The following is a 25,721-nucleotide window of genomic DNA, read 5'->3' as shown; positions in this document are numbered from 1 at the left end:
AATATCAATATGTCTGAACAACAGTCTACTCAACAATATTCTACGGCATGGATTATGCTGTTGGCGTTACTGACTTCATTGGGTCCACTTTCCATTGATATGTACTTGCCGGCATTGCCACAAATGGCCAATGACTTTGGGGTCAGCACACAAATGGTGGCCAATACTTTACCTGCCTATTTTTTAGGTTTGGCATTGGGACAGTTGATTTATGGGCCTTTGAGCGATCGAATTGGCCGCAAAAAGCCACTTTATTTTGGTTTGGTGCTTTATATCGTGGCAAGCATGCTATGCGTTTTTGCGACCAATGAATGGAGCTTAATTGCGGCACGTATTTTACAGGCTGTTGGCGGCTGCGTCGGGGTAGTGATTGCTCGGGCGACCATTCGTGACCGTTTAGACATGCAAGCTTCGGCACAGGCCTTTGCCAGTATGATGATTGTGATGGGGATTGCACCGATTATTGCACCAAGCTTGGGTGCAATGGTATTAAAGTTCTTTTCGTGGCATGCCGTGTTTGTGTTTTTAACGCTGATAGGCTTGATCTGCTTGCTGTGCGTACACTTCTTCTTTAAGGAAAGTCTAACGCCTGAACGCCGTTTAAAATTGAATCTCAACCAGATCGGCAATTTATATGCTGCCATTTTTACTGACCGCAGTTTTAGATGGCCGATGCTGGCCGGCTGTTTTTCGGGCGGGGTGTTGTTTTGCTATATCAGTTCCTCAGCTTCGGTATTGATGGATAACTATGGCTTAGACCAACAACAATTTGCTTATGCCTTTGCTATTAATGCTTTTGGTATTGTGTTGTTGTCGACTGTAAATAAACGACTCGCGCATCAATTTTCAGTACTCAGCCGTTTGAAAATAGGCGCTGTGCTTCAGCTGATAGGCTCATCTATTTTATTCGTTGCCGGTTTAATGGGACAGATCCCGTTGTGGATTGTACTTGCAGGCATGTTTTTGGCGGTGTCCGGTATTGGCTTTACTGGACCAAATGCCATGGCTTTGGCGATGTCGGAACAAGGTTCGCGCGCAGGAACAGCCAGTGCCATTATGGGCAGCATGCAGTTTGCCTGTGGCTTGCTCGGTGGCGTGATCTTGAATTTCCTGATTTGGAGTGCACTCGTAAACATGGGCTTGGTGATGATCATGTTTGTAGCTGTAACTTTAGTGGCGATTATGAAATTAAGCCCGCCCAAACATTATGAGGAATCAAGCACCTAATATTGGAAAGAAAAGCAAAAATCGAATTAAAAAGAGACCTGAATGCAGGTCTTTTTTTAGATGAAGTGAATTAATTCATTCATCCAGTTTATTCGTCCAATTTATTCATCTAAAAACACGGTAAATTCTTCAACTGCAATACGCGGGGTAATAAAGGTATTTATCATATCGTCCGTATCAGCATAACCGAGCGCAACTGTACAGGCCAGTTCTTCATCTTCAGGAGCATTGAGTACATCCAGCACGATCGGGTGGAAATGATTCCAGGCTGCTTGAGGGCAAGTATCTAGACCACGCGCTTTGGCCGTGATCATGACATTTTGAATCATCATGGAAATATCCATTTTAGCACCAATGCCCATGACCTTATTCACGGTGAAATACAGGGCAACAGGTGCATCAAATAACTGGAAATTACGCAGTTGTTGGTGCGCCATTTTTTCTTTTTCGCCTTTCTGGATATTTAACAATCCGTATAAACCCCAGCCATTTTCACGGCGACGCTCAATAAAGGGTGAAATCCACGTTTCTGGATAATAGGCAAATGTTTCCTGGTATTGATTAGCAAGTTCTGGCTGGGTAAACAGTTCAATTTGTGCTTTACACACTCGCTGAACCATTTCATCACGTTTTTTCCCAGTCACCACATACACTTTCCAGGGTTGTGTATTGGTTCCTGAAGGTGCTCGACTTGCGACAGTTAAAATGTCTTTAATGATTTGCGGATTAACCGGTTTATTCAAAAAAGCCCGTACTGAATGGCGTGAAGTAATGGCATCATCAACATAACGAACTTGTTCAAAATTCATAAAAAATCCTTTTGAAATGAGTTTTTTAGCGCTTATGACTATATACATTAGTCGAATATTTGTACGTAAGACTTTGTGTAAATTTTTGCTAAGTTAAAGAATATATTCATAATTTTGTAATATAAATCTAAAAATAAGATTATTTTTTAATCATTGTTCAATAAAACTGATTTTAATCAAGTAGAGAACTTGGTAGATTGATGGCTACATATGGGTTACATATGTTGTACTTTTATAAAATTTTAAACTTTTTTCACTTTACTGATAAGCAGAAAATGCAATGATTTTTGAAGCTTTTTAAAATTTTAAATCATGATTTTTTATTGATTTGTTGAGTTTTTAAGGGTCATTTATGCACGGATGCGAAATATTTAAATAGGAGATTAGAATGAGTCGTTTACTCAACGGTAAATTTATGGCTAAAAGTTTAGCATTGGCAGTCACAGCTGTAATGGTAAGCACAGCGCATGCAGGTAAAGCTGAGCAACAACAAATTCAAGAACTACGTCAAGAAGTTGAAGCATTAAAATCTTTAATTCAACAGCAACATCAAGTTCAACAACAGCAGCAAACTCAAATTGAGCAAGTCAAAGCACAACCTGTTCCAGCACCAGCAGCTAAACCTGAATCAGCATTAACCGGCTTTAAAACTAAAGCGGGTTCAAGTGTAAACTTATATGGTTTTGTTCGTGGTGATGCGAACTACATCATTGAAGGTGCTGATGATGACTTCGGTAATGCTTCTAAAGCCGGTACTGTGGGTACAGGTTCATCTACTGTAAAAGATAAATTACGTGCAACGGGTAAAACGACACGTTTAGGCCTTGATTTCAATACACCTGTTGGTGATGCTAAAGTCGGTGGTAAAGTTGAAGTTGATTTTGCAGGGACCAATGAGGCATTGCGTATTCGTCATGCTTATTTAACCTATAATGATTGGCTGTTTGGTCAAACTACATCTAACTTCTTGTCGAATCATGCGCCAGAAATGATTGACTTTGCGACGAACATTGGTGGTGGTACAACACGTGTTCCACAAGTACGCTATGGTCTAAAACTGGCTCCAGCTACTCAGTTACTTATTTCTGCCGAAAAAGGTGATAGTAAAGCCTCTAAAAATATCATTGCAAATCCTCCAACAGATAATGTGACAGATTCAACAGTAAAATATAGCCTTCCTGCATTAACTGCAAAAATTACTCAAGGCTATGCTGAAGGAAAAGGCAATGCAACTGGACGTGCTTTAGTTGAGCATCATAAGGTTCAGGATGGAAATGATGATAAAACAGGTTGGGGTTTAGCCGCAGGCACTACTTTTGATGTAACTAATCAGCTTAAATTCACTGGCGATGTTTCGTACGTGGAAGGAAACAGCAATTATTTATACGGTGCTAATACCGCATATGTTGTAGATGCAAATGGCAACATTGAACAGAATAAATTTACTGCAGTTCAAGTGGGTGCGACCTATAAGTTTAATGAAAAATTACGTTCTACTTTAGCGTACGGTGCATTATTTGCTGATGATGATACTAATTATGCAAAAACTTTTATAGCTGCTGGAAATACAACAGCAAACAAAGAAGTTCAGCAGGCTTGGTTAAACGTTATTTATTCACCAGTTAAGCCTGTTGATTTAGGTTTGGAATACGTGAATGGTAAGCGTGAAGCATTTACAGGTAAAACATTTAAAGATAACCGTGTAGGCTTGATGGCAAAATACAATTTCTAATCTAGAAGTTTAGAAATACAGAATAAGAAAAGAGGCGAATAAATCGCCTCTTTTCTTATTTAAAGTTTGACAATATGAATAGTTATTTATTTAAAAAATTAAAACGTGAAAACCTAATTTTTAGTAATAGGCAAAATTGTAAATAAATAGAGACATTAATCCCCAAATCTGGATAATATATGCTCTTTTGAACATTGCCTGGCGTGATAGTATTATCATTGCTAAAAATGTATGTTTATTTCTGCATATCCTGCAGAAATAAACATGATATGGACTAGAAGCTTTAATTGAGACGATCTCTCATGAGTAAGCGGGTTAGTAGGGATTTAAGGAAATGTTCTTTCATTGAATTCCAAGAATATAATAACTTGCATCGTCTTTTTTAATATTTTTCATCTATATGAAAAAATGATCTCCTTGTCCGTAGTTTTATCAAAAATGAATTTTCTTTATTCCTTTTTGTTGTACAGCTTTTATTTTATTTGATCTTTATCAAATGGTTCTTGAGCTTCTTTGTTTCAAGAAAATAACAAGGCTATAGAACAAAAAGAATCCAACCATTTTATGGACAATGATGATGGAATTTACTTTTAATGCCTTTTATACGCTCATTGCAGCGGTAATCGTTCTTTTATTAGGACGGTTTCTTGTCAATAAAATTGATTTTTTAAGACGCTACAATATTCCCGAGCCCGTGGCAGGTGGCTTAGTCGCGGCGATTGCTTCACTATTTGTGCACAATATTTGGGGTCTCAGCATCTCTACAAGTAGTGAACTACAGACTAGCTTTATGCTGATTTTCTTTGCCTCTATTGGTTTAAGTGCAAACTTTGCCAAGTTAAGACAAGGTGGTTTGGGGCTGGTAATTTTCCTGGTTTGTGTGGCTTCATTTATTGTCGTACAAGACTTTGTCGGGATTAGTTTAGCAACTTTATTGGGAATTGATCCTTTAATTGGCTTAATTGCTGGTTCAATTACCCTGACTGGTGGGCATGGTACAGCGGGTGCCTGGGGTGAAATTCTAGAAGTTGAACACGGTATTCAGGGTGCTTTAGCCTTGGGTATGGCCAGCGCAACTTTTGGTTTGATCATTGGTGGCATCATTGGCGGTCCTTTAGCCAAAATGTTGATTAACCGTTATCAACTTGCTCAGCCGCGTAGTAATCAGCAAATTGAAGCCCGGGACTCAACACTCAATGCTGATACCGATTCAACTGAATTTACTCAATTTGAATATCCGCATCAGGTGCGTTTAATTACGGCTGATAATGCGATTACCACTTTGGGCATGTTCGCAGCATGTTTGGCCTTTGCTGAATTTATGACCGGCTTTAGTAAGGATACCTGGTTTGAGCTTCCGACCTTTGTATGGACTTTGGCCGGTGGTGTAATTCTGCGAAATGTTCTGGAAGGGGTATTTAAAGTTGGAATTTTCGATCGTGCCATTGATGTGTTCGGAAATGCCTCGTTATCGCTTTATCTCGCTATGGCCTTACTTTCTTTGAAGTTATGGCAATTGTCAGATTTGGCTGGCCCATTGGTGGTCATTCTGGGTGCGCAAACCTTAACCATGGCACTTTATGCGGCATTTGTGACTTTCCGCGTTATGGGTAAAAACTATGATGCTGCCGTACTTTCTGCAGGGCACTGTGGTTTTGGTATGGGCGCAACACCTACTGCCGTAGCTAATATGCAGGCCATTACCAATATGTATGGTCCTTCGCATAAAGCTTTCTTGATTGTTCCATTATGTGGGGCATTCTTTGTCGATTTAATTAATGCGACCGTCATTCAGCTGATTCTTAAGTTTTTTGTATAAGTCTGAATATATGTCTAAAAAGCCCTAGCTGACTAGGGCTTTTTTATCCCTCAATATTATAAAAAAGTCAGAATAAGTTGGTAGCCTATACAGCTGCCAATTAGGCACAACCAGACGGGAAGTTTGGTTTTAAGTAATCCAATGACCACTATAACAAATAAAAGATCAGTCAGTTGTACAATATAATGCTGCGCCATTTGTATGACCATACACAGCAGCAATCCCACCACAGCCGCATTGATTCCCACAACCGCATGCCGAATATAAGTTTGATTCATCAGCCACGACCAATAAGGCAGGGTTCCAAAAATCAGCAAAAAGGAAGGAATAAATATAGCCAAGGTAGCGATACATGCATTGAGTGCGGGAAATGGAGTTAAAGGTATTAACGCACCAATATAGCTGGCAAAACTAAATAAAGGACCTGGCATCAGCTGGGCAAAGGCATAACCTAAATCGAATTTTTCTGCTGAAAGTAAACCTGTGGCAACGAAATCCTGATGTAAAAAAGGCAGAATGATATGGCCACCACCAAACACCAGCGAAGCTGTACGATAAAAACTTTCAACACTTTGAGTGAACATACTGCTGTGTAGCCAGTTCATAACGGGAAAGATAAAAAAAGGCAGAATAAAAAGTATTAACCAAAGATAAGCATATGATTTTTTTGTAGAAGAAATAGCATCTGTTAAAGAAGAGGTTTCCACTTTATTTACTTTTGTGGGAGCAATTTTTTGTGCGAAGAATATCCCTAATAATGCCGCGATAAAAATCACAATGATTTGATTCATCGGCAGCGAAACCGTATAAATAAAGAGGGTGGAACAGAGCATTAAAATGTATTGCCAAAGTTGGGTACAAAAGCTGCGTAGCATTTGCCAGAATGCCCAGGCGACCACAGCCAAAACAATCAATTGAATACTATGAAAAAATGCTGAAGAAAGCAGGGGGAAAAATTGTTTGCCCAATAGTGCCACTATGGTCATCAGTAGTGCAGAAGGTAAAGTGAAACCCAGCCATGCGAGTATGGCACCCCAATAGCCTTTTTTTACATAGCCAATCGCCAAGCCTACTTGACTGCTGGTCGGGCCAGGTAAAATTTGTGCCAAAGCCACCAGTTGGGCGTATTGCTGGTCATCTAACCAATTTAACTGCTTCACAAAGGTGTGATGGAAAAACACCAGATGCGCCGCCGGACCACCAAATGCGAGGCAACCTAATTTTAGAAAAGTCAGGAAAATAGTGCGATAATGAAGAGATGGCATTGGCAATTTCACTAGGGTTAATTTTTTAAAGTCTAATATTTTTCGATGGCAGTTTAACGAAATACTACAATGTGAAAAACATATAGTTCTTAAACTGTACGACTTTTAAAAGATAAGCTTATTAATCTTTGGGTGGCTCATGATAAATATCAAATTTGGTTATATTGCTTTAGCGGTAGTGAGTGTAGTGGGATGCCAAAGTGTTCCACACGCTAAGCTTACTGTTGGCTCTACAGGCTTATCTGAGTCCCCAAGTGTAGATGCACAAGTACATGCTGATCGCATTGATTTTAAAAAATTAAAAAAACAGCAAAATCGTCCGGTTGTAGCCTTGGTACTGGGTAGTGGTGGTGCGCGGGGCTATGCACATATTGGTGTCATTCAAGTATTGGAACAACAAGGCATTCATCCTGATTTTATTGTGGGTACCAGTGCAGGAAGTATTGTGGGTTCAATTTATGCCAGCGGCAAAACTGCGGATGAATTGCGTGATATTGCTTTAAATATGAAAGCCAATGATGTCCGTGATGTAAAACTGGATATGAAAGGTTTTTTTGACGGTAAAAAAGTTGAAAACTACGTTAATCAGCAAGTGAATAATACACCGTTGGAATTGCTTAAAACGCCCATGTATGTAGTGGCGACAGAATTAAAAGAAGGCAAAAAAGTGGTCTTTAATTATGGCAACACTGGGCAAGCAGTACGTGCTTCCGTATCCATTCCAAGTATGTTTGTGCCCACTAAGATTGGTCAAGATGAATATGTAGATGGTGGTTTGGTCAGTCCTGTACCTGTGAATGTCGCGCGCGAGCTAGGTGCAGATATTATTATTGCTGTAGATATTCTGGCTCAACCGATATATACGGAAACCAGCAATGTTTGGGGCTTGTTCAACCAAAATATTAATATTATGCAGAACCATTTGGCCAGAGAGGAACTTAAACATGCAGATATTGTGATTCAGCCCGATTTAAGAGAAAAAGCACATATTTTTGATGTTAAAGGTCGTGAAATGACCATGCGAGCAGGTGCTGAAGCAGCACGAAATCAATTAAATTCCATTTCAACAGTATTCAATCAAAAGCATTATTATTCACCCGTGAATAAAATTCAGCAATTGAGTGCGCATGATTGAAGTTGTAAATAAACTGAAATAATGAGTGAGCCAAGAACAAGGCATCCATGTTTTTATCTAATTAAGTCTTGTTCCTGCTTGCAATAGTGTCATATGGAGTTGGATTTTGATTGAAAAACAATCCAATGAAGACTCATTCTATTGTAAAGATAAATTAATTAATTGATATTGCTAAATAAAATTAATTAAGTGGTTAAAAGTTTTATATTATATTATTTTTATATTAATATGTTTTTGTTCAATGATTTAAGTTTACCGCTGGGTGAAAAGTCAATAAACTTCATTTCATTAAAATCGATATGAAAACATATTTCTGTAAGGATCGTTAAATGAATAGCAGCAGTATGAATATAGAAAAAATTAGCATCGGGCATAAAGTCAAAATGGCCACTATGGAACATCTTGTTTTTACTGTGATTGCAGAAAATGCGGACGGTACATTAAGTATTGAAACACAGCTTGATCAGCAAAATGTACTCAGTTACGGTAATATTTCCAAAGAGATGTTACGTAAAATAGCTTCTTAATTTTATTTAATAAGCTGTATTTTATTTTTAAGCAATTAAATACTTAAAAGAATATCTGCAAATGGATTTGCATTGAGTTTTCATCAAACTGACAACATTTTTATTTTAAGATGGAATGTTTTTAAATGAATGTTGATGTGTTTTTTGTAATCAGGTTTTTGAGTATTTATTCTATAAAAACTACGATAAATTAAAAAGATAGAAAATACAGTGTGTTAAATAGATTGATATATATTTTTTTGAATGATGGTGAAATCACTATAAATAATAATGATGATTTTATTGCCGATTTGGACATTCTATTTCGTCGAAAAACGATATAATAATGACTAAATACTATTGTCTATCCAAGAGACTAGAGAACGCGATGTCCCCATTAGATCAAATTGCTCCAGCATTAGATGACCAGTCTGAATTAACTATGTCGGTTTTAATGACTCCAGATATGGCAAATTTTTCAGGTAATGTTCACGGTGGAACAATTTTAAAATTGTTGGATCAGGTCGCATACGCATGTGCCAGCCGTTATTCAGGTAGCTATGTGGTCACTTTGTCGGTCGATAAAGTCAATTTTAAAGAACCGATTCATGTTGGTGAATTAGTCACTTTCCTTGCCAGCGTGAACCATGTTGGGCGTACTTCTATGGAAATCGGGATTCGTGTAGAAGCGCAGAACATTCAAAAGCGTACAGTACGTCATACCAATAGTTGTTATTTCACCATGGTTGCTGTGGATGAAAATGGCAAGCCACAACAAATTCCAGCTCTAAATTTAGACAATGATTGGAAACGCTGCCGTTTTGAAGCGGCTGAACATCGCAAAGTGGCACGTCTACAAGAAAGTCATCATCCATCATGCAGTATTTATAAAAAAACTTCACAATGCTAATCAGCATTGAATGAAAAAGACCGCTTTGAAGCGGTCTTTTTTTTTAATATGAAAATGTGATTCTGGTCTATACAGCAGCCCTAAATCGGCATAATATAAAAAACGATACGTATCGTTTCGTTTTTGGGTGGTGCTATGACTGAAGTCGAGGTTGAGAAAACTTCACGCCGTAAGCAATGTATTTTGAAAGCTGTGATCGCAGCATTAGAAGAATATGACTACAGTCATTTAACTGTAGAAGATATTGCGGCACGGGCAGGGGTCGGGAAATCCACGATTTATCGCTGGTGGAAGCATAAGTCTGATTTGGTCTTTGATGCCTTCAAAGAACAGACCGCTTCAGTATTTGAATTGGATTTTCAGCAAAGTCTGCAATTTAATTTGAATCAGCAACTTTTAAAGTTATCGCATGCATTGAATCATCCGGTTGGGCGCGCCTTACTGGTGGTGATGGCTGAGCATCGTGAAGCTGCGGGTGAATTCTTTGAACAGTATTTATTACCGCGCCGTGAGCAAACCCGTAAGCTGATTCAAATTGCAATTGAGCGTCATGAAATTATTGCTGACTATCCTTTTGAACTGATGCTGGATGCGCTTTATGGGCCGATTCATTATCAAATTATTTTCTTCAATCGCATGCCCGATGCAACCTACATTCAAAATTTGGTACATCTACTCATGCAACCCGCACTTGTTCAAAAGTAGCCATGGCTACACAGAAAGTTGATCGTTATGACTACCACGAATACCGAGCGCTTATGGAACCGTTCTTTCATATTGTGTCTGTTCAATAACCTGTTTTTATTTACTTATTATTATGCGCTACTGACCGTTTTACCCATCTATATCATGAAAAATTTAGGTGGAACGGTCAAAGAAGCAGGTTTGGCACTGACTTTATTTCTGCTGTCTTCAATTGCAGTTCGCCCATTTTCCGGATTGATTGTTGAAAAACTCGGGAAAAAAATATCCTTTCGCGGTTCCGAATTTTTATTTGTTCTTTTTGCTTTTAGCTATTTGTTTGCCGATAGCATGTGGGCTTTATTGGTGATTCGTTTTATCCACGGTATTTGGTTTAGCATATTGACCACGGTAACCGTGCCGATTGCCAATGATTTCATTCCTGATCATCGTAAGGGCGAGGGGATGGGCTATTTCGTGATGTCGACTAACCTTGCCGTGGTATTTGGACCATTGATTGCATTAACCGTGCTGCAATTTACTGACTTTATCAGCTTGTTTGCAATATTGACTGCCGTGATTTGTCTGGGCTTTATTTTCTGTTTAATGGTTCCTGTACAAGAAAATAAACTCGATAAGTTAACCAATAAAGTAGAAGAAAAACCTTTAGGTTTTCATGACATTATTGAAATGCGTGCCGTTCCGATTGGCTTTGTGGCCTTACTGACTGCATTTGCCTATTCCAGCATTATGAGCTTCATTACCGCATATAGTGAATCCAAGGATTTACTGGCCTATACCAGTTTATTTTTTATTGTATTTGCAATTTCCATGATTGTGGTACGGCCCTGGGTCGGGAAAATTTATGATCGTAAAGGTGCCAGTGCCGTCATTTATCCTTCGTTTATTTTCTTTGCTTTAGGCTTGGTGGTGGTGAGTTTTATCTCAAACCAATGGATTCTCTGGCTATCTGCTATATTTATTGGGATTGGCTATGGTTCACTCTTTCCATGTTTTCAAACTTTGGCGATTCAGTCTGTGTCTAAGCAGCGAATGGGACATGCAATTTCGACTTTCTTTACATTATTTGATTTAGGTATGGCCCTTGGTTCAGTGATTCTGGGTCTGATCATTGCCTATTATGGTTATCAAATGACTTATCTATTCTGTGCGGTCATTACTGTGGCAACTTTATGTGTTTATAAATACACCGTTTCAGCATCACTTAAACAACCCAAATAAAGAGGTACGGCTGTGGAATTACGTCATTTACGCTATTTTGTTGCAGTGGCAGAAGAGCTGAATTTTACCAAGGCTGCACAACGGATGTGCACGGTACAGCCCTCTTTAAGCCAGCAGATTAAAGACCTTGAACAGGAAGTTGGAGTTCAGCTATTGGTTCGATCGAACCGAAAAGTTGAACTGACGGAAGAAGGTAAAGCATTTTTAAAAGAAGCACTATTAAGTTTGGAACATGCTGAAAAAGCCATTCAGGACGCACGTCAGATTGCCAACCTAAACAAAGACCAGTTGAATATTGGATTTGTGCCTGTGGCTGAAATGAAAATTTTCCCTTATATCATGCCGAATATCCGGGTGCATTTTCCAGAAATTAAAATTAACTTTCATAGTATGACCGATGCAAATCAGTTCAAGGCCTTAAAAAAAGGCGATATTGATATCGCCTTTACCCGCTATATTGATGAGTCCAGTGAACTTGAGCATGTACAAATTTTTAGCGAGCCTTTGGCTTTAATTGTGCCTAAAGATTCCGCGATTGCCGAGCAGCGTCACGTCAGTATTAAGAGTTTTAACAACCAGGATTTTATTATCAGTGATGAAATTGCTTCACCTCAATTACATAAAATTATTACCGACTTCTTTAAGCAATCTAAATTGAATGTCAATGTGGTGCAGCAATCGACCAATATTTTGTTGAATGTCAATTTAGTCGGAATGGGCGTGGGCTGGAGTTTGGTGCCTACCTATGTCATTCCATTGTTGGGCGATAAAATTGTGGTGAAAAATACCATTGAGCCTTTACCGATGATTGACCTGTACGTAAGTTACCGTAAAGGTCAAAAAAATGAAGTGATTGAACTGATTTTAAAAATCTTGAAAGAACAGTTTTATATGGGCTTCTTTTAAAGAATTGTCATGATGAACCGATGCTTTTTATAAAGTAGAAGCATCGGAGTTAATGTCATGCTTCACATCACAATAATCAACACATCATCTAAAACGATTTATACTTAAAATCTAAAACAACAAGATAGGTCGAATAAAAATGATGAAGCTGTATAACAATACCCAGTCCCGTGGTATGACCGTGATGCTTTTAGTAAAAGAGTTGGGTATAGAAGACCAGATTGAAGAAATAAACGTGCCCTATGAAAATATGCATCAAGCTGAATATTTAAAGATTAATCCCATGGGGAAAGTACCTTGCCTGATCGATCAAGGGGTCATGATTTCCGAAGTCGCGGCCATATTTACCTATCTGGCCGACAAATGTATAGAAAAAGGTTTAGCACCCCCTCTAGATGACCCCAAGCGTGGTGCCTATCTGAAATGGATGTTCTTTACTCATGGTCCTTTGACTGAGTTTATGGATTTAAAAGGGCTTAACGTGCCGGACGAGCAAATTGAACAAAGAAAACGGAGCCTGACTTTTGGTCATGAAGAGAGCGTATTGGCATTTCTAAAAAAGGGTATGCAAGAAGCAAATCCGTATTTGCTGGGTGAGAAAATTTCAGCAGCAGATTTATTTCTGGGTTATTGGGTGATTTTTGCTATCTATCTGAAAATATTGCCGTATCTGGATGAGTTCAAGCCGTTTATTCAGCTTCTGGCCCAGCGTGATTCCATGAAAGGTGTACCATGGTTGCATAAAATCAATGATTAATTGACTTCTTTCATAAATCAAAAATATTCAATATTAGATTTTTTAAAATCAGCACGGCCTCATTTGATTGATTTAATTTTTTTGCCTTCGCGTAGGCAATCTTTCTACTTTTGAAAGGTCAAAAGTAGACAAAAACCTTTTGTTTCCCATACACGATTTCCTTGTCGTGATGGGAAACGTGTGGCATCCATGCCACACTCATGAATCCAATACCTACTAAAATCTATTTTTATTTTGGCATGATGAATAACTTGTAGTCATTGAAAATGATTTATGAAAAAAATCTAATATTGAAATTATTTGATCTATAAACAGGATCTAATTTAAATACTTAATAGAAGTTGAAATAAAAAAGACCACGCTTTCACGTGGTCAGGCCTCTGAATATGATTCAGTGAATATATTTTTATATCTGCATTATTTTACATGCAGCTTTTTGAATAGTTGCTGACTGACATGATCCAGAGTTTGTGGAATTGCAAGCGCTGCCACAAAACGGTCAGGACGTAAAATAACAACCGATTCAGACGTTTTACCAAACCAGGTACGGATATCGGTACCAATATCTCCAAGGGTAATCGCACCGTCAAATTTCTTGCGGTTTTCATTGCCAAACTGAACTTCAGGAATGATCTGAATAAATTTAACGCCTAATTTTTTCCAGACTTGCATGGTGCTGTCACTGAGTCCCCATTGTGGATCCACACCCCAGGCAATAATTGCGAAGTTGTTGCCAATCACATCATCCAGTAAAACCTTTTCACCAGACTCAAGTTTCACATGCGGCTGAATGAACATTTTACCGACTGGAGATTCTTTTTTACCATCTGCAAGCAAGGCACCATCGTTATATTTTGGCATCGGTTTGAAACGCATTTCCAGCAAATACTGTTTAATCGGCTTGATGTAATTCAATGCGTAGGCAATACCGTCACGGACAAAACCTTGCCATTTTTTAGGTGGTGCAAGTACGTGACCTGCCATCACAGAAAGATCAATCATCGCCTTGGCATGGTCTTTACGTTCAATCTGGTAAGAGTCCAATAAATCTGCAGTTGCTTTACCTTGTACCACGAGTGCAACTTTCCAAGCCAGGTTAAAGGCATCACGCATACCGCTGTTATAACCTTGACCTTGCCATACTGGCATAATATGCGCTGCATCACCGGCAAGTAAAATACGGTCGACACGGAATTTATCGGCAATACGTGCATTATGCGTATAGACACGTTGACGGATTACTTCAATATTTTCAGCATTCGGTAAAACTTTAGACAGCAATTTTGCGATGTTTTCTGGTTTGCTTAACTCTTCCTGAGTTTCACCTGGCATCACCATGAATTCGAAACGACGGATACCATGCGGAAGTGCAGCAGATACATATGGACGAACTGGGTCACAGCACAAGTAAATGTGTGGAGTCGCTAAAGGATCATTTTCAATGTCGATCACGATCCATTGGTTCGGTGCAGTTTTACCCTCAAAACCAATATTCAAAGTACGACGTACAATTGAGTTACCACCATCACAGGCAATTAAATATTTTGCTTGAACAGTTTCTTCTTTCTGGTTTTTATCTTGAATCTTAAGCGTTACGCCATTGGCATCTTGGCTAAACTCATTGAGCTGACGTGAAAAAAGCACTTCAGTTTTATCGTATTGTTTTAAACCTTGCAGTAACACATTGTCCACTTGAGGCTGAATAAAGGCATTACGACGCGAGAAACCAAATTCACGGGTAAGTGGCTGAATATCTGCGAAACAGCGACCTTTATGGGTCAAGAAACGCATCGCATGGTTCGGAGTGGTATGCGGCAAGACCTGATCGACTAAACCGAGTGATTGAATGGTACGTAAAGATTCATCATCAATACCAATAGCACGCGGGTAGTCAATCAAACTGTCCAGTTGTTCGATTACAGTGACCTGAATGCCTTGTTTACTTAGATAGTTCGCAATAGTCAAACCCACAGGGCCTGCGCCCAAGATTGCCACTTCAGTGGTGTAATTTGTTTTGTTGCTCATAGCGAATGCCCATTCAATCAATTCACATTTAAGCGTATTAACGGTGAATTTGAGGGTCTAAACAAGCTATGCCATAGTAGATATGTTGAATGAAAACAAAACAGCGGAAATACATATGATTATCTAAGATATTGAAAATAAATATTTATTTAAATTGTCTACTATATGGTTTTTGGGCTTAATGATCATTTTTTTCTATCATATATAAATATTTGCTAAACATAAAAAGCGCAAGGGTTTACCTCATTCCGCTTTTTGACTTAATCCTGCTTTGGATACAACAGCATGGAGTGAATGATTTGCAGTTAGATTTTAAAAACGTCAAAAAATAAAATTGAATGATGAAGGATTCAAAATAAACTGGATGCTTTACTATGCAGTACGGAAAAAATGAAAGTGAGCATCCTCATGATCCGTATGGGTTGGTGAGTTGTGCTTACTGGTGAACTGATTATATCTATCTGAAAGCGAGTTGATTTTGAAACTGATTTCTCCTACTCAAGCGGTACCGACTCATATTATTTCTGGTTTTTTAGGGGCTGGAAAAACCACCTTGCTTCAACATTTGCTCAGTCAGAAGCCAGAAAATGAGGTCTGGGCGGTGTTGATGAACGAGTTTGGGCAAATTGGGGTCGATCAGCAGCTGTTACCGCAAACTCAAGGCTATGAAGTGAAAGAGCTGTTGGGCGGTTGTCTTTGCTGTAGCAGCCAGTTACCGATGCAGATTGCCTTATCGCGTTTATTGTCAGAAAGCAAACCGGACCGGTTGTTTATCGAGCCCACAGGTTTGGGGCATCCTGCACAATTGCTGGAACAGCTGACCGAACCGCACTGGCAGCCGAGTATTGCCATGCGTGCGCTGGTAACTGTAGTTGATGGTTCCCGTTTGCATGATGGTGATTGGAGCAAGCAGAATTTATATGCCGATCAGTTAAAAGCAGCACAAATCATTGTGGTGTCCCATGCGGATACTATGAGTTTTGCAGATGATCAGGCTTTGCAGGCGTTAAAGCGTGAATATCAGGCTTATCAGCAAACCTGGCTGATGAGCGGGCAAGATAAAATTCTTCTGCAACAAATTGACCTGCCTTATGTGGGAACCAGACGTAAAATTCAGCCTTTATTGAAAATCCAAAAAACATTTTCAGCTGGACAGCCTCTACCAGAAATTAAACAGTTGCCTTATCACTATGTTGAAACTGCACAAGGCTATAGTGTAGCGGGGTGGAAGTTGCCCAAGCGCTGGCAATTCGACTTTTATGCCTTGCTGGATCTGCTGTGTGAACAGCAACAGTGGCTGCGGATTAAAGGGATTTTTAATACCAACCAGGGCTGGAAAACCTTCAATTTTAATCCCGAGCAGTTTAACTATCAGTCTGCAGAAGAAGGCGTGGATAACCGTATTGAAATTATTGTGCAGCATCCGCGTGACTGGCAGTTATTTGAACAGCAACTATTCCAGTGTCAGATCCATTCAGATCAGGATTAAAACATTTCAGCAAAATAGCCGCAAATCTTATATGCTAGGCGCCAAATTTGAGGACTCTTTTATGGCGCTAAAAGCAACAATTTATAAGGCAGATTTGAATATTGCCAATATGGATGACCATCAATATGGTGATTATCAACTCACTATGGCTTTGCATCCTTCAGAAACCATTGAACGTTTGATGGTGCGTATTTTGGCTTATGCGCGTTTTGCTGATGAAGCTCTGGAATTTACCAAAGATCTGTTTGAAACTAATGAGCCGGCGTTATGGCAAAAAGACCTGACCGGCCAACTGATTAAATGGATTGAAGTGGGCAGTCCGGATGAAGACAAGGTGAAAAAGGCCAGTGCGCGTTGCAAACAGGTGGCTGTGGTTACTTATGGTTCATCAGTAGATGAATGGTATAAGCGCAACAGCAAACTCAAAACCTTAGGCAATGTAGAAGTTTGGAAACTCTCTACTGCAACCACAGAGGCATTGCCACAATTGTGCGAGCGTACCATGCAGTTACAGCTAAATGTTATGGATGGCGAATGGACCTTGATTGGGGATCATGCTCAAGTCGTGGTGGAATGGGAACGCTTACAATAAATAGATACAGGTTGCAGGCTTAGGCTTGCATCCTGATCACAAAATTACCTATACCTGAAAACAATAAAAATGAATAAAGGGAAAATATATGTATCTGGATCTCTATCGTTTGCTGATTGCACTCGGTATTGGGGTAATTATTGATGCAGAGCGAGAATATCGCAGCAAATCGGCCGGCCTTTGAACTATGATTATGGTCAGTTTGAGTTCCTGCCAATATTCTGACCGGGCTGGATTTGTCCGGGCAGGGGTGATTTTTAAAGATAAAAATCATAAAAAATTGATGGCTTATTTATTGAATGATTCAAATATCCAGGAGCTCAGCTTTTAAATACAGCTAAGAACGGATACCTCTTAAATTCTAAAGCATGCAGCCAAATCCGGTTATACTAGGCATTGAAAAATTGCTGCTCAGTTTAGGTAAATGACCATGATAAATGAATTAGAAATTATCGATTTAAAAGTAGGTGAAGGTAAAGAAGCGGTGAAAGGTGCGCTGATTACGACTCATTACATCGGCTGGCTGGAAGATGGAACCAAATTTGATTCATCCATTGACCGTGGCAACTACTTTGAAACCGTGATTGGTACTGGTCGTGTGATTAAAGGCTGGGATCAAGGCATTATGGGCATGAAAGTCGGTGGTAAACGTAAATTAATGGTGCCTGCACACCTGGCTTATGGTGAACGTAAAATGGGTAAAATCATTCCTGCAAACTCCAATCTTATTTTTGAAATAGAGTTGTTTGATGTAAAAACACGTGATTAAGTGCGCCTTGATTATAGGTTGAAAAATATTCTGCAAGAGGCAAGGATGAATCTTGCAGATAGGTGAAAAATAGTTTGAATTTTATTTTTTTACCGCTACATTAAGAAATAGCTAAGCGTATTTAAGGATGATTCGCTTTTTGTATAAAATTCAGAAATTAATTCATTTTTTTAAACTTTTTCTAGCAATATGTCTATGCATAGGTCTGGGGCAGAAGCAGGTCTGGGCACTTTATGAAGCCGCGCCTGAATCTTATTATTTACATCAAAAATTCTTGAATGATGTTCAGTTTACTGAAGATAGTTCTACGCCTTTTAAGGGGACATGGCAGTATTATCCTGAGCAATTCATCACGCAACCCAGTTCAGTTTTAAAATCGACTAGCGTAACTTTGCCAGTCTCTTTTAAAGAAATCACTGGAACTAACCAAACTTATGGCACATTTATTGGCCATTTTAAAATACCTAAGCAATTTGTAGGGCGCCGTATAGCCATTTTTATTCCCAATCAATATGGGGCTTATAAAATGTTCTTGAATGGTGATTTTATACTGCGTTTAGGAGAAGTTGGAAAAGACCCAAGCCATCATCAAACGGAAAATGCACCTAAAATTGCCTTTTTTGTGGTGGAAAAAGAGTATTTCACCATCACCATTCAGGCATCCAATTTTGATCCTCAGCATGGTGGTCTTGAAAATCCGATGCGGATAGGCATAGGCACAACCATTGGTCGCCAGTTCCAGCAGATGATGATGAGTATTGGCCTGGTATGTGGAGCAGTCTTGGGTATTGGAATGTTTACCTTAATGTTTTCAGTATTCCAAGGAGTGATTAATCGCAGCAGTATCCGGGTTTTTGTGTTTGGTGTTTTTATCCTGTTTCTGGCCTTGCATAATTTATTTTCAGCCCCTTATGCCTATACCACCTTTACCAATATCAGCTGGTTATGGGGAGAGCGTTTAGAATATCTGTTTACTTATCTGGCAGTCACTTTTTTTATCAGTTATATGTTTTTACTCAGTCGGCGTTATATACATCCGATTGTTTACAGTGTGGCAATGTGCGTACTGATCATGGATATGATGGTGACCTTGTTTACTGTGCCTGAAGTGTTTCAGCGTTTTGCCTTTTATAGTTGGGTCATCAGCCCGATTGTCATTGTAAATTTTGGCTACGGTTTTTATCTGACCCTGAAATCAAAAGAGCAATATTCCAGTGTCAATGTATGGGCGATAATTTTATTATGTGTGACCTTTTTTCATGATTTCTTGTTGACCTTAAATTTACTCGATTCATTTAATCTTTCATTTATTTCAACCAGTTTCTATGCCTTGCTGATTATGTTTCAGCAGTCAAAAAACTATGCACAGCATACCTCGCATATTGAGCAATTGAATAATAACTTACTTGAGCTGAATAGTTCTCTGGATCATAAAGTACAGGAGCGCACTTCACAATTACATCAACTGAACCAGAAGCTAGAGCGACAAATTCAAATAGATGCATTAACCGGGGCTTTTAACCGGCGGGCTTTAAATGCTGAAATTCAGCGATTATTTACCCTGACACAAAATCATACCCATTATAGTCTGGCATTTGCCATGTTAGATGTGGATTATTTTAAAAACTATAATGATTACTATGGGCATTTGAAGGGGGATGTAATTTTGCAAGACCTGGTCAAGCTGATCCAGCAGGCTTTGCCTGAATCTGCTTATGTTGCCCGCTACGGTGGGGAAGAGTTTGCCATTATTTTGCATAATATTCCGAGTCAAGTGGTCTTGAATGTGTTGCAGCAGGTTTTAAATGCAGTCAGAGATTCTCAATTTGAACATTTAAACCGGCCGGATCAAAAACAGTATGTGACTTTAAGTATGGGTGTCGCATGGATGGATCGAAATCATCCCTATAGCGATATTCATGAACTGATGAAAGCTGCCGATATTCAGCTTTATGCAGCCAAGGATGCCGGACGGGATCAATATCAGCCCTCTAGAACTTAGTTTAAGTTTTGTGGATATTTAACCTTTTTTTAGCTCTTTTGACTAAAATAAAAAGTAGGTATGCCAGTTAAAGTATGATGATCTTGATCACAGTTCCTCTATTTTTAAACGTTTCATTTTCAAAAAATTATTATTTTTTAAGCTTCATTTCAGCTTGATTGGATAAAAAGACAGATTCAGAGTTCTGAACGTCGTAAATCATGAAAAGGGTAGTTTTCTATTGATCAATGATGTTACGTGTTCAGAGCATAAAATGTTTTTTGAGCACCATTCAATGAAGACTCGCTTGCTGTCCACCTTGCTTTCTGCTTCTCTTTCCGCCGTTTTATGTCAGATGCCTCATTTAGCCTGGAGTAAAACGCTGCCAGTCAGCAATCCAACCCTTACCGTGATTGGCTACCATGAAATTACCGATCGTCAATCGGCCCTGATTCCTGACTATTCGGTAACGACCCAGCAGTTTCAGCAACATATCAGCTGGCTTAAAAATAATGGCTTTCATTTTATTAATGTCGATCAGCTGATTAAAGCGCACGAAGGGAAATATCGCTTGCCGAGCAAACCGGTGTTATTGACGGTGGATGATGGCTATGCATCATTTTATAAAAATGCCTATCCGGTGACCAAAGCCAATAAAATTCCGGTGGTGCTGGCGGTCGTGGGTTCATGGCTAGAGCCTAAAGCAGGTCAAAGCGTTGACTTTTCAGGTGAGAAAATTCAGCGTAGTCAAATGTTGTCCTGGGCTGAATTGAAAGAGATGCAGGACAGTGGTCTGGTCGAAATTGCCAGTCATAGCTATAACCTGCATCGTGGCATCTTGGGCAATCCGCAGGGCAATATGGAACCGGCGGCAGTGACACGGTTATACGATCCTAAATCTGCCAGTTATGAAACCGAACGTCATTATCAGCAACGGATTACAGGTGACTTAAAGCAGAATAACCAGTTATTGACTGCACATGGTTTGAAATCACCTCGTGTGATGGTTTGGCCTTATGGTCACTATAATATGCAAACCGTGAAAATTGCCAAACAACTGGGTATGCCGGTTGCCATCAGTCTGGATGATGGTGCGGATTCAGCGAAAAGTTCACTGGGCCAGCTCAATCGTATTCTGATTGAAGGTAATATGACTACAACGGATTTAGCGCGAGAAATTCAAAATCGTCAGCAACATTTGGGCGACAATAATCGTCCTCAAAAAATCATGCATATCGATCTAGATTACATTTACGACAAAGATCCGATTCAACAAGAACGTAACCTCGATCATCTGCTGGACCGGATTGTGGCGATGAAAGTGAATACCGTATATTTACAGGCTTTTTCCGATCCTGATGCCAACGGTTCAGCGGATATGGTGTATTTCCCCAATCATTATTTACCGATGCGCGCAGACTTGTTTAACCGTGTGGCCTGGCAAATTCAGACCCGAACCCAAGTGGGGCGTGTCTACGCGTGGATGCCATTACTGGCTTGGGAATTACCTAAAAATAATCCAGTTGCACAACATCTTGTTGAAACCCAGCAAAGCCAAGACTCAGAACATCTGAATATGGGCTATCGCCGTTTAAGTCCATTTTCACCCGATGCGCGAAAAACTATTAGCGGGATTTATCAAGATCTGGCCAAGTCCGTGCCTTTTAACGGTATTTTATTCCATGACGATACCACCTTATCTGACTATGAAGATGCCAGTCCCGAAGCTTTGAAAGCTTATGCGGCGATTGGTTTGCCGACCGATTTAGCCGAAATTCGCAGCAATGATGCCGAGCTGCAAAAATGGACGGCTTATAAGACCAAGTATATTGATGACTTTGCCATGCAACTGGCACAACAAGTCCGTCAGTATCATCCTTTTTTACTCACCGCACGAAATTTATATGCGCAAGTTGCGCTGAAACCGTATGCGGAAAACTGGTATTCACAGTCTTTAGAACAGTCCATCAATCGTTATGATTTCACTGCCATCATGGCGATGCCCTATATGGAACAAGCCTCGAATAGTGATGTTTTTTATCGGGATATTGTCAATCGCGTGAAGCAGTTTCCACAGGGAATCAAAAAAACGGTCTTTGAATTGCAGGCAGTGAACTGGCGAAGCAATCAAAAGGTTCCCTCAGATGAAATGGCAAGCACCATTCAATCTTTATATCAACAAGGTGCAATGCACGTGGCTTACTATCCCGATGATCCGATTCAAGATCATCCCAATACGCAAGTGTTACGCCAGGCCTTTGATTTGAAATCAAGCAAACTTGTTCCTTAAAGGAATTTTATATGTCAACGCTGCAGCATTTTTGGCATTCTGCTTTGCACTTTGTCTTTTATTATCCATTGTTTATGTCGTATTTATGGATGATGGGTGCACTGATTTTCTATTGGAAAGAGCGACAGGATCCACCATATCAACAGCCTGAAGCACTGCCTTATTATCCTAAGGTGGCAGTGCTGGTGCCTTGTTTTAATGAAGGGGATAACGCTGAAGAAACCTTAACGCATGCCCTGGCACTGGATTATCCAAACTTTGAAGTGATTGCGATTAATGATGGCAGTTCAGACAACACTGCAGCAGTGTTAGACTGTTTGGCTGCACAGCATGAAAAATTACGTGTGGTGCATTTGGCGCAAAATCAGGGTAAAGCCATGGCATTGCAAGCCGGAAGCTTGTTGACGGATGCGGAATATTTGCTTGGCATCGACGGTGATGCCTTGCTCGATCCGCATGCAGCCACCTGGATGCTACGCCATTTTCTGCAAGATGAAACTGTCGCTGCCGTCACCGGTAATCCACGGATTCGTACCCGTTCCACCTTGATTGGACGGATTCAGGTCGGAGAGTTTTCCTCTATCGTGGGGATGATCAAACGTGCGCAACGCAGTTTTGGTCGATTGTTTACCGTATCGGGTGTGATCACTGCATTTCGTAAAAGTGCGGTGCATGAAGTCGGTTATTGGTCACCTGATATGCTGACTGAAGATATTGATATTACCTGGAAGCTGCAACGTGCAGGCTGGAATATTCACTTTGAACCGAATGCCTTGGTCTGGATTCTAATGCCAGAAACTTTTAATGGTTTGTGGAAACAGCGGCTGCGTTGGGCGATGGGTGGGGCACAAGTGCTGATTAAAAATATGGACGTGCTGTTTAAACCGAAACTGAATTTTTTATGGCCATTACTATTTGAACTGATCCTGACGCTGGTCTGGTCTTATTTAATGCTGTTTATGGCCATGATTTGGATCATTCACTTTATCGTTCCGCTTGGAATTAGTGGCACGAGTTCACCATTTTTGCCTTATGGAACAGGCATGCTATTAGGGGCAACCTGTTTACTTCAGTTTGCAATCAGTAAATGGATGGACAGTCGTTATGAGCCTGGACTCGGTAAAAATTACTTCTGGATGATCTGGTATCCATTTGTATTTTGGTTAATTACGCTGTCTGCCAGTATTGTGGCATTTCCAAAAGTGTTGTTGCGTCGTGACGGTAAGCGCGCACGCTGGGTGAGTCCAGACCGCGGGATGCGCAATTCAACTGTCCATAATGAGAGCATCAGCCATGAAAAGTAATACTTTAATTATTGATTTACGCCGTTTATTGCCTTGGCATAAACGCTATGCATCTAATACTTCTACCGCGATGATGTGGGCAGTATGGTTATTTTTATGGCGTCCATTGTTAATTGTAATTGGTGTAGTCAGTCTGCAAAAACAGCATGTCATTCATCAACTGTTTTCAGCTTTTGGTTTGGGGATTGAACATGGTGTGAGTGCATTATTGGCATGTGTGGTCGCATTATTATTGTGGACGAATTTTGTTCCTGCAAAAACAGTAAAGCCAAGCTCTGCCAAAAATATCTTCGATTATGAACAGCATTTTGATTTGCCTGTTCAGGACATTGAGCAGGGACGTCAACAAAAAGTCAGTGTGGTCCATCATGATGATCACGGTAAAATCATTCGGATCGAATAATGAAACGTTGTTCGAGTTAAAGATTTTAAAAATCCCGAGTGAATATTACACCCGGGATTTTTTATTTGATTGATGCATTTATACGGATGGAATATGAATATAAAGACAATCCCACACATATTAAAAACAGTCCAAGAATTAAATGTGTGCCTAAAGTTTCATGATTAAGCCATGTGCCCCACAGCGTGGCGAGTACGGGTGTCATGATGGTGATCAGCATCAGTGTGGTTGGATGAATTGTGTTGAGTAATTGATAATAAAAAATCATCGCCAGTACCGAGGAAAATAAAGCGCTATAAATCAGCGCAACACCGGTTTGTAATGAAGGGAGCTGCGATGGCAGATCTGACCAGAAAAAAGGCAGTAGAGCACAATAGCCTAGCCATGATACCAGTGTCGCACCGGTCATTTGACTGATTGGATGGATGTTGGCAGCCACACCACGAACTGTAAATGCAGACAGTACATAAAGCATCATGGCGATGACTTCTAAAGCTATCCCGAGATAATTCAGGCGTATGTTTTGCGAACTTAAGCCCAGAGCAAAATACAGCCCGAGCATACCCATCATTAACCCTGTGCATTGATAAACACTCAACTTTTCACTTTTAAAAATACAGGTTGCCAGCAAGCCGGATACAAATGGGGCAATGCCGTAGATGATTGAAATTATGGCGGATGGAACTTTTGATGCGCCCATATAGCAAAAGGTCATAGACGCAAACAAGCCTAGTGCGCCTGCCGCATAGCTGAGTAAAGCCTGCGGGTGCAAGGGTACTTTGACTTTAAAATAAGCCTGACAGACTAAAGCAACTGGGATAGCCAAGCTAAATCGGATAAATAAGCCCCACGCCCAATGAATTTCATGCACTGTCCAAACGGCTGCCAAGGGTGTCAGGGACCAAATCAGCACCACAGTAACAAATTGACCGGCTGTAGCGAAGCGTGAGGATCGTGTAAAAGAAGCTACAACCGGCTCAGACAGTGGCGAGGGGAAGTCATTTTTATTCGATGGAAGGTTCATTATTTATTTCCTTATTTTTAGGCATTAAAAAAGGTCGCTGTTGAGGCGACCTTTAGATATTTATTTTAGTGATTATTCAAAGAAATGATCACGGTACATATTCCAAGACACCTCATGCAAAAAGTTCACACGTCGTGAAGCGGCTTTGTTGACTTGAATGTCCAAAGCGAGCCAGATCACAAGCGGATATTGAGGATATGGAATAGGTAACATGAAAGAAAAAGTCTCCGAATGAACATTTTTTATAGCATATAAATTTAAAAATTGTATGATTTTTATTCAAATTGTTTTATAAATATAAAGATAACAATTATTTACTCGTGAGAGTGTCGCTATGATAAAAATACTCTTGTGGTTGTGTCTTTTCATTGTATTTATTGGACTTTGGAAAGTCATTTTTAAATTTCAGATCAATCAACATTTTCAGCAATTCAAAATCAAGCAGTTAGCAGATTTAGATAAACAAGCCGCTATATCAACAAAGCCATTATCTGCCCATGAAGCACGTATCGATGAAGTGGAGGAATACGAACAACAATTATTTGATGATATTTGCCAAATATTTTTTGAGCGCGAATTGGCTGAACGAAATTTGAGTCAGGCGATTGTAGTTCAAGAAGATGTATTAAGAAAAATGCCAGCCAAAACCCAAACCCAAATTCGCAAGCTGGATTTGGCAGAATGGTCTATTTACTGGACTTTCTATGATCAGTCTTTGGAATATTATGTCGGACGTTATGGAGTGTTTTATACTCATGTTGACCGTTTTGGGGATGAGCATAAATTTGAAATGAAAGATGTGCATAGCCACGTTTGATGAAAGTGATTCTCTTGAGTGCCACATATTTTTAGCTA

General features: G+C 39.8%; 23 protein-coding genes and 1 pseudogene. 19 read left to right on the top strand and 5 right to left on the bottom strand.

Annotated features, from left to right (window positions below):
• Nucleotides 1-9: 9 nt before the first annotated feature.
• On the top strand, nt 10-1,227 hold the full coding sequence (locus HLH18_RS08940) for a multidrug effflux MFS transporter (protein WP_171527811.1): 1,218 nt from the start codon (nt 10-12) through the stop codon (nt 1,225-1,227).
• Nucleotides 1,228-1,328: 101 nt separating this feature from the next.
• Here HLH18_RS08940 and HLH18_RS08935 read toward each other — a convergent pair whose 3' ends face one another.
• Complete coding sequence (locus HLH18_RS08935; RefSeq protein WP_171527810.1) at nt 1,329-2,036, bottom strand: nitroreductase; 708 nt, start codon at nt 2,034-2,036, stop codon at nt 1,329-1,331.
• Nucleotides 2,037-2,424: 388 nt separating this feature from the next.
• Here HLH18_RS08935 and HLH18_RS08930 point away from each other — a divergent pair, with 388 nt between their 5' ends.
• On the top strand, nt 2,425-3,768 hold the full coding sequence (locus HLH18_RS08930) for a DcaP family trimeric outer membrane transporter (RefSeq protein ID WP_171527809.1): 1,344 nt from the start codon (nt 2,425-2,427) through the stop codon (nt 3,766-3,768).
• Nucleotides 3,769-4,345: 577 nt separating this feature from the next.
• A complete protein-coding gene (gltS, locus tag HLH18_RS08925) occupies nt 4,346-5,587 on the top strand; it encodes a sodium/glutamate symporter (RefSeq protein WP_131292317.1) in 1,242 nt (413 codons plus the stop codon).
• 56 nt (nt 5,588-5,643) lie between these two features.
• Here the strand turns inward: gltS and chrA are convergent, their stop codons facing one another.
• Nucleotides 5,644-6,852: a chromate efflux transporter gene (gene chrA, locus HLH18_RS08920; protein WP_171527808.1), complete on the bottom strand. Its 1,209-nt coding sequence runs from the start codon at nt 6,850-6,852 to the stop codon at nt 5,644-5,646.
• Between the two features lie 139 nt (nt 6,853-6,991).
• Here chrA and HLH18_RS08915 point away from each other — a divergent pair, with 139 nt between their 5' ends.
• From HLH18_RS08915 to HLH18_RS08885, 7 genes are all read left to right on the top strand, one after another.
• Nucleotides 6,992-7,987, top strand: a complete 996-nt coding sequence (locus HLH18_RS08915) for a patatin-like phospholipase family protein (protein ID WP_171527807.1) — start codon at nt 6,992-6,994, stop codon at nt 7,985-7,987.
• A gap of 329 nt (nt 7,988-8,316) precedes the next feature.
• A complete protein-coding gene (locus HLH18_RS08910; protein ID WP_171527781.1) occupies nt 8,317-8,514 on the top strand; it encodes a hypothetical protein in 198 nt (65 codons plus the stop codon).
• A 367-nt stretch (nt 8,515-8,881) separates the two neighbouring features.
• Entirely contained in the window at nt 8,882-9,403 is a 522-nt protein-coding gene (locus HLH18_RS08905; RefSeq protein ID WP_131292311.1) for an acyl-CoA thioesterase, read from the top strand.
• Nucleotides 9,404-9,538: 135 nt separating this feature from the next.
• Nucleotides 9,539-10,108: a TetR/AcrR family transcriptional regulator gene (locus tag HLH18_RS08900; RefSeq protein WP_171527806.1), complete on the top strand. Its 570-nt coding sequence runs from the start codon at nt 9,539-9,541 to the stop codon at nt 10,106-10,108.
• Between the two features lie 27 nt (nt 10,109-10,135).
• Nucleotides 10,136-11,326, top strand: coding sequence for an MFS transporter (locus HLH18_RS08895; RefSeq protein ID WP_171527805.1), 1,191 nt, complete (start codon nt 10,136-10,138; stop codon nt 11,324-11,326).
• 12 nt (nt 11,327-11,338) lie between these two features.
• Entirely contained in the window at nt 11,339-12,232 is an 894-nt protein-coding gene (locus tag HLH18_RS08890) for a LysR substrate-binding domain-containing protein (protein ID WP_171527804.1), read from the top strand.
• A 142-nt stretch (nt 12,233-12,374) separates the two neighbouring features.
• Complete coding sequence (locus HLH18_RS08885) at nt 12,375-12,989, top strand: glutathione S-transferase family protein (RefSeq protein ID WP_171546566.1); 615 nt, start codon at nt 12,375-12,377, stop codon at nt 12,987-12,989.
• Nucleotides 12,990-13,406: 417 nt separating this feature from the next.
• Here HLH18_RS08885 and HLH18_RS08880 read toward each other — a convergent pair whose 3' ends face one another.
• Complete coding sequence (locus HLH18_RS08880; protein WP_171546530.1) at nt 13,407-15,014, bottom strand: bifunctional 3-(3-hydroxy-phenyl)propionate/3-hydroxycinnamic acid hydroxylase; 1,608 nt, start codon at nt 15,012-15,014, stop codon at nt 13,407-13,409.
• Between the two features lie 478 nt (nt 15,015-15,492).
• Here HLH18_RS08880 and HLH18_RS08875 point away from each other — a divergent pair, with 478 nt between their 5' ends.
• The 8 genes and pseudogenes from HLH18_RS08875 to pgaD all read left to right on the top strand — a co-directional run bounded on the left by HLH18_RS08875 (nt 15,493) and on the right by pgaD (nt 23,842).
• Entirely contained in the window at nt 15,493-16,503 is a 1,011-nt protein-coding gene (locus tag HLH18_RS08875) for a CobW family GTP-binding protein (protein ID WP_171546529.1), read from the top strand.
• Between the two features lie 61 nt (nt 16,504-16,564).
• A complete protein-coding gene (locus HLH18_RS08870) occupies nt 16,565-17,095 on the top strand; it encodes a YaeQ family protein (protein WP_171546528.1) in 531 nt (176 codons plus the stop codon).
• 88 nt (nt 17,096-17,183) lie between these two features.
• Nucleotides 17,184-17,366: pseudogene (locus tag HLH18_RS16320) on the top strand (MgtC/SapB family protein); the annotation flags it as partial.
• A 159-nt stretch (nt 17,367-17,525) separates the two neighbouring features.
• The gene (locus HLH18_RS08860) at nt 17,526-17,864 is read left to right on the top strand and encodes an FKBP-type peptidyl-prolyl cis-trans isomerase (RefSeq protein ID WP_171546527.1); all 339 of its coding nucleotides are present in this window, start codon (nt 17,526-17,528) and stop codon (nt 17,862-17,864) included.
• Nucleotides 17,865-18,138: 274 nt separating this feature from the next.
• Complete coding sequence (locus HLH18_RS08855) at nt 18,139-19,866, top strand: sensor domain-containing diguanylate cyclase (RefSeq protein ID WP_502708115.1); 1,728 nt, start codon at nt 18,139-18,141, stop codon at nt 19,864-19,866.
• A gap of 334 nt (nt 19,867-20,200) precedes the next feature.
• Nucleotides 20,201-22,135 carry a poly-beta-1,6-N-acetyl-D-glucosamine N-deacetylase PgaB gene (pgaB, locus tag HLH18_RS08850; RefSeq protein WP_502708118.1) on the top strand — a complete coding sequence of 645 codons (1,935 nt, stop codon included), beginning with the start codon at nt 20,201-20,203 and terminating at the stop codon, nt 22,133-22,135.
• An 11-nt stretch (nt 22,136-22,146) separates the two neighbouring features.
• On the top strand, nt 22,147-23,439 hold the full coding sequence (gene pgaC / locus HLH18_RS08845; RefSeq protein WP_171546524.1) for a poly-beta-1,6-N-acetyl-D-glucosamine synthase: 1,293 nt from the start codon (nt 22,147-22,149) through the stop codon (nt 23,437-23,439).
• Complete coding sequence (gene pgaD / locus HLH18_RS08840) at nt 23,429-23,842, top strand: poly-beta-1,6-N-acetyl-D-glucosamine biosynthesis protein PgaD (protein ID WP_171546523.1); 414 nt, start codon at nt 23,429-23,431, stop codon at nt 23,840-23,842. Before pgaC ends, pgaD begins: the two co-directional genes overlap by 11 nt.
• 61 nt (nt 23,843-23,903) lie before the next feature.
• Here pgaD and HLH18_RS08835 read toward each other — a convergent pair whose 3' ends face one another.
• Nucleotides 23,904-24,866, bottom strand: a complete 963-nt coding sequence (locus tag HLH18_RS08835) for a DMT family transporter (protein WP_171546522.1) — start codon at nt 24,864-24,866, stop codon at nt 23,904-23,906.
• A 72-nt stretch (nt 24,867-24,938) separates the two neighbouring features.
• Nucleotides 24,939-25,079 (bottom strand): hypothetical protein, encoded by a 141-nt coding sequence (locus tag HLH18_RS08830; RefSeq protein WP_171546521.1) that lies wholly within the window; start codon nt 25,077-25,079, stop codon nt 24,939-24,941.
• A 121-nt stretch (nt 25,080-25,200) separates the two neighbouring features.
• Between HLH18_RS08830 and HLH18_RS08825 the strand changes: the two genes are divergently transcribed.
• The gene (locus tag HLH18_RS08825) at nt 25,201-25,683 is read left to right on the top strand and encodes a hypothetical protein (RefSeq protein WP_171546520.1); all 483 of its coding nucleotides are present in this window, start codon (nt 25,201-25,203) and stop codon (nt 25,681-25,683) included.
• Nucleotides 25,684-25,721 lie beyond the last annotated feature (38 nt).

Source organism: Acinetobacter sp. ANC 5414, assembly GCF_013004295.1.
In the GTDB taxonomy this organism is placed as follows: Bacteria; Pseudomonadota; Gammaproteobacteria; order Pseudomonadales; family Moraxellaceae; genus Acinetobacter.
This window is presented reverse-complemented; position numbering and strand designations above follow the sequence as displayed.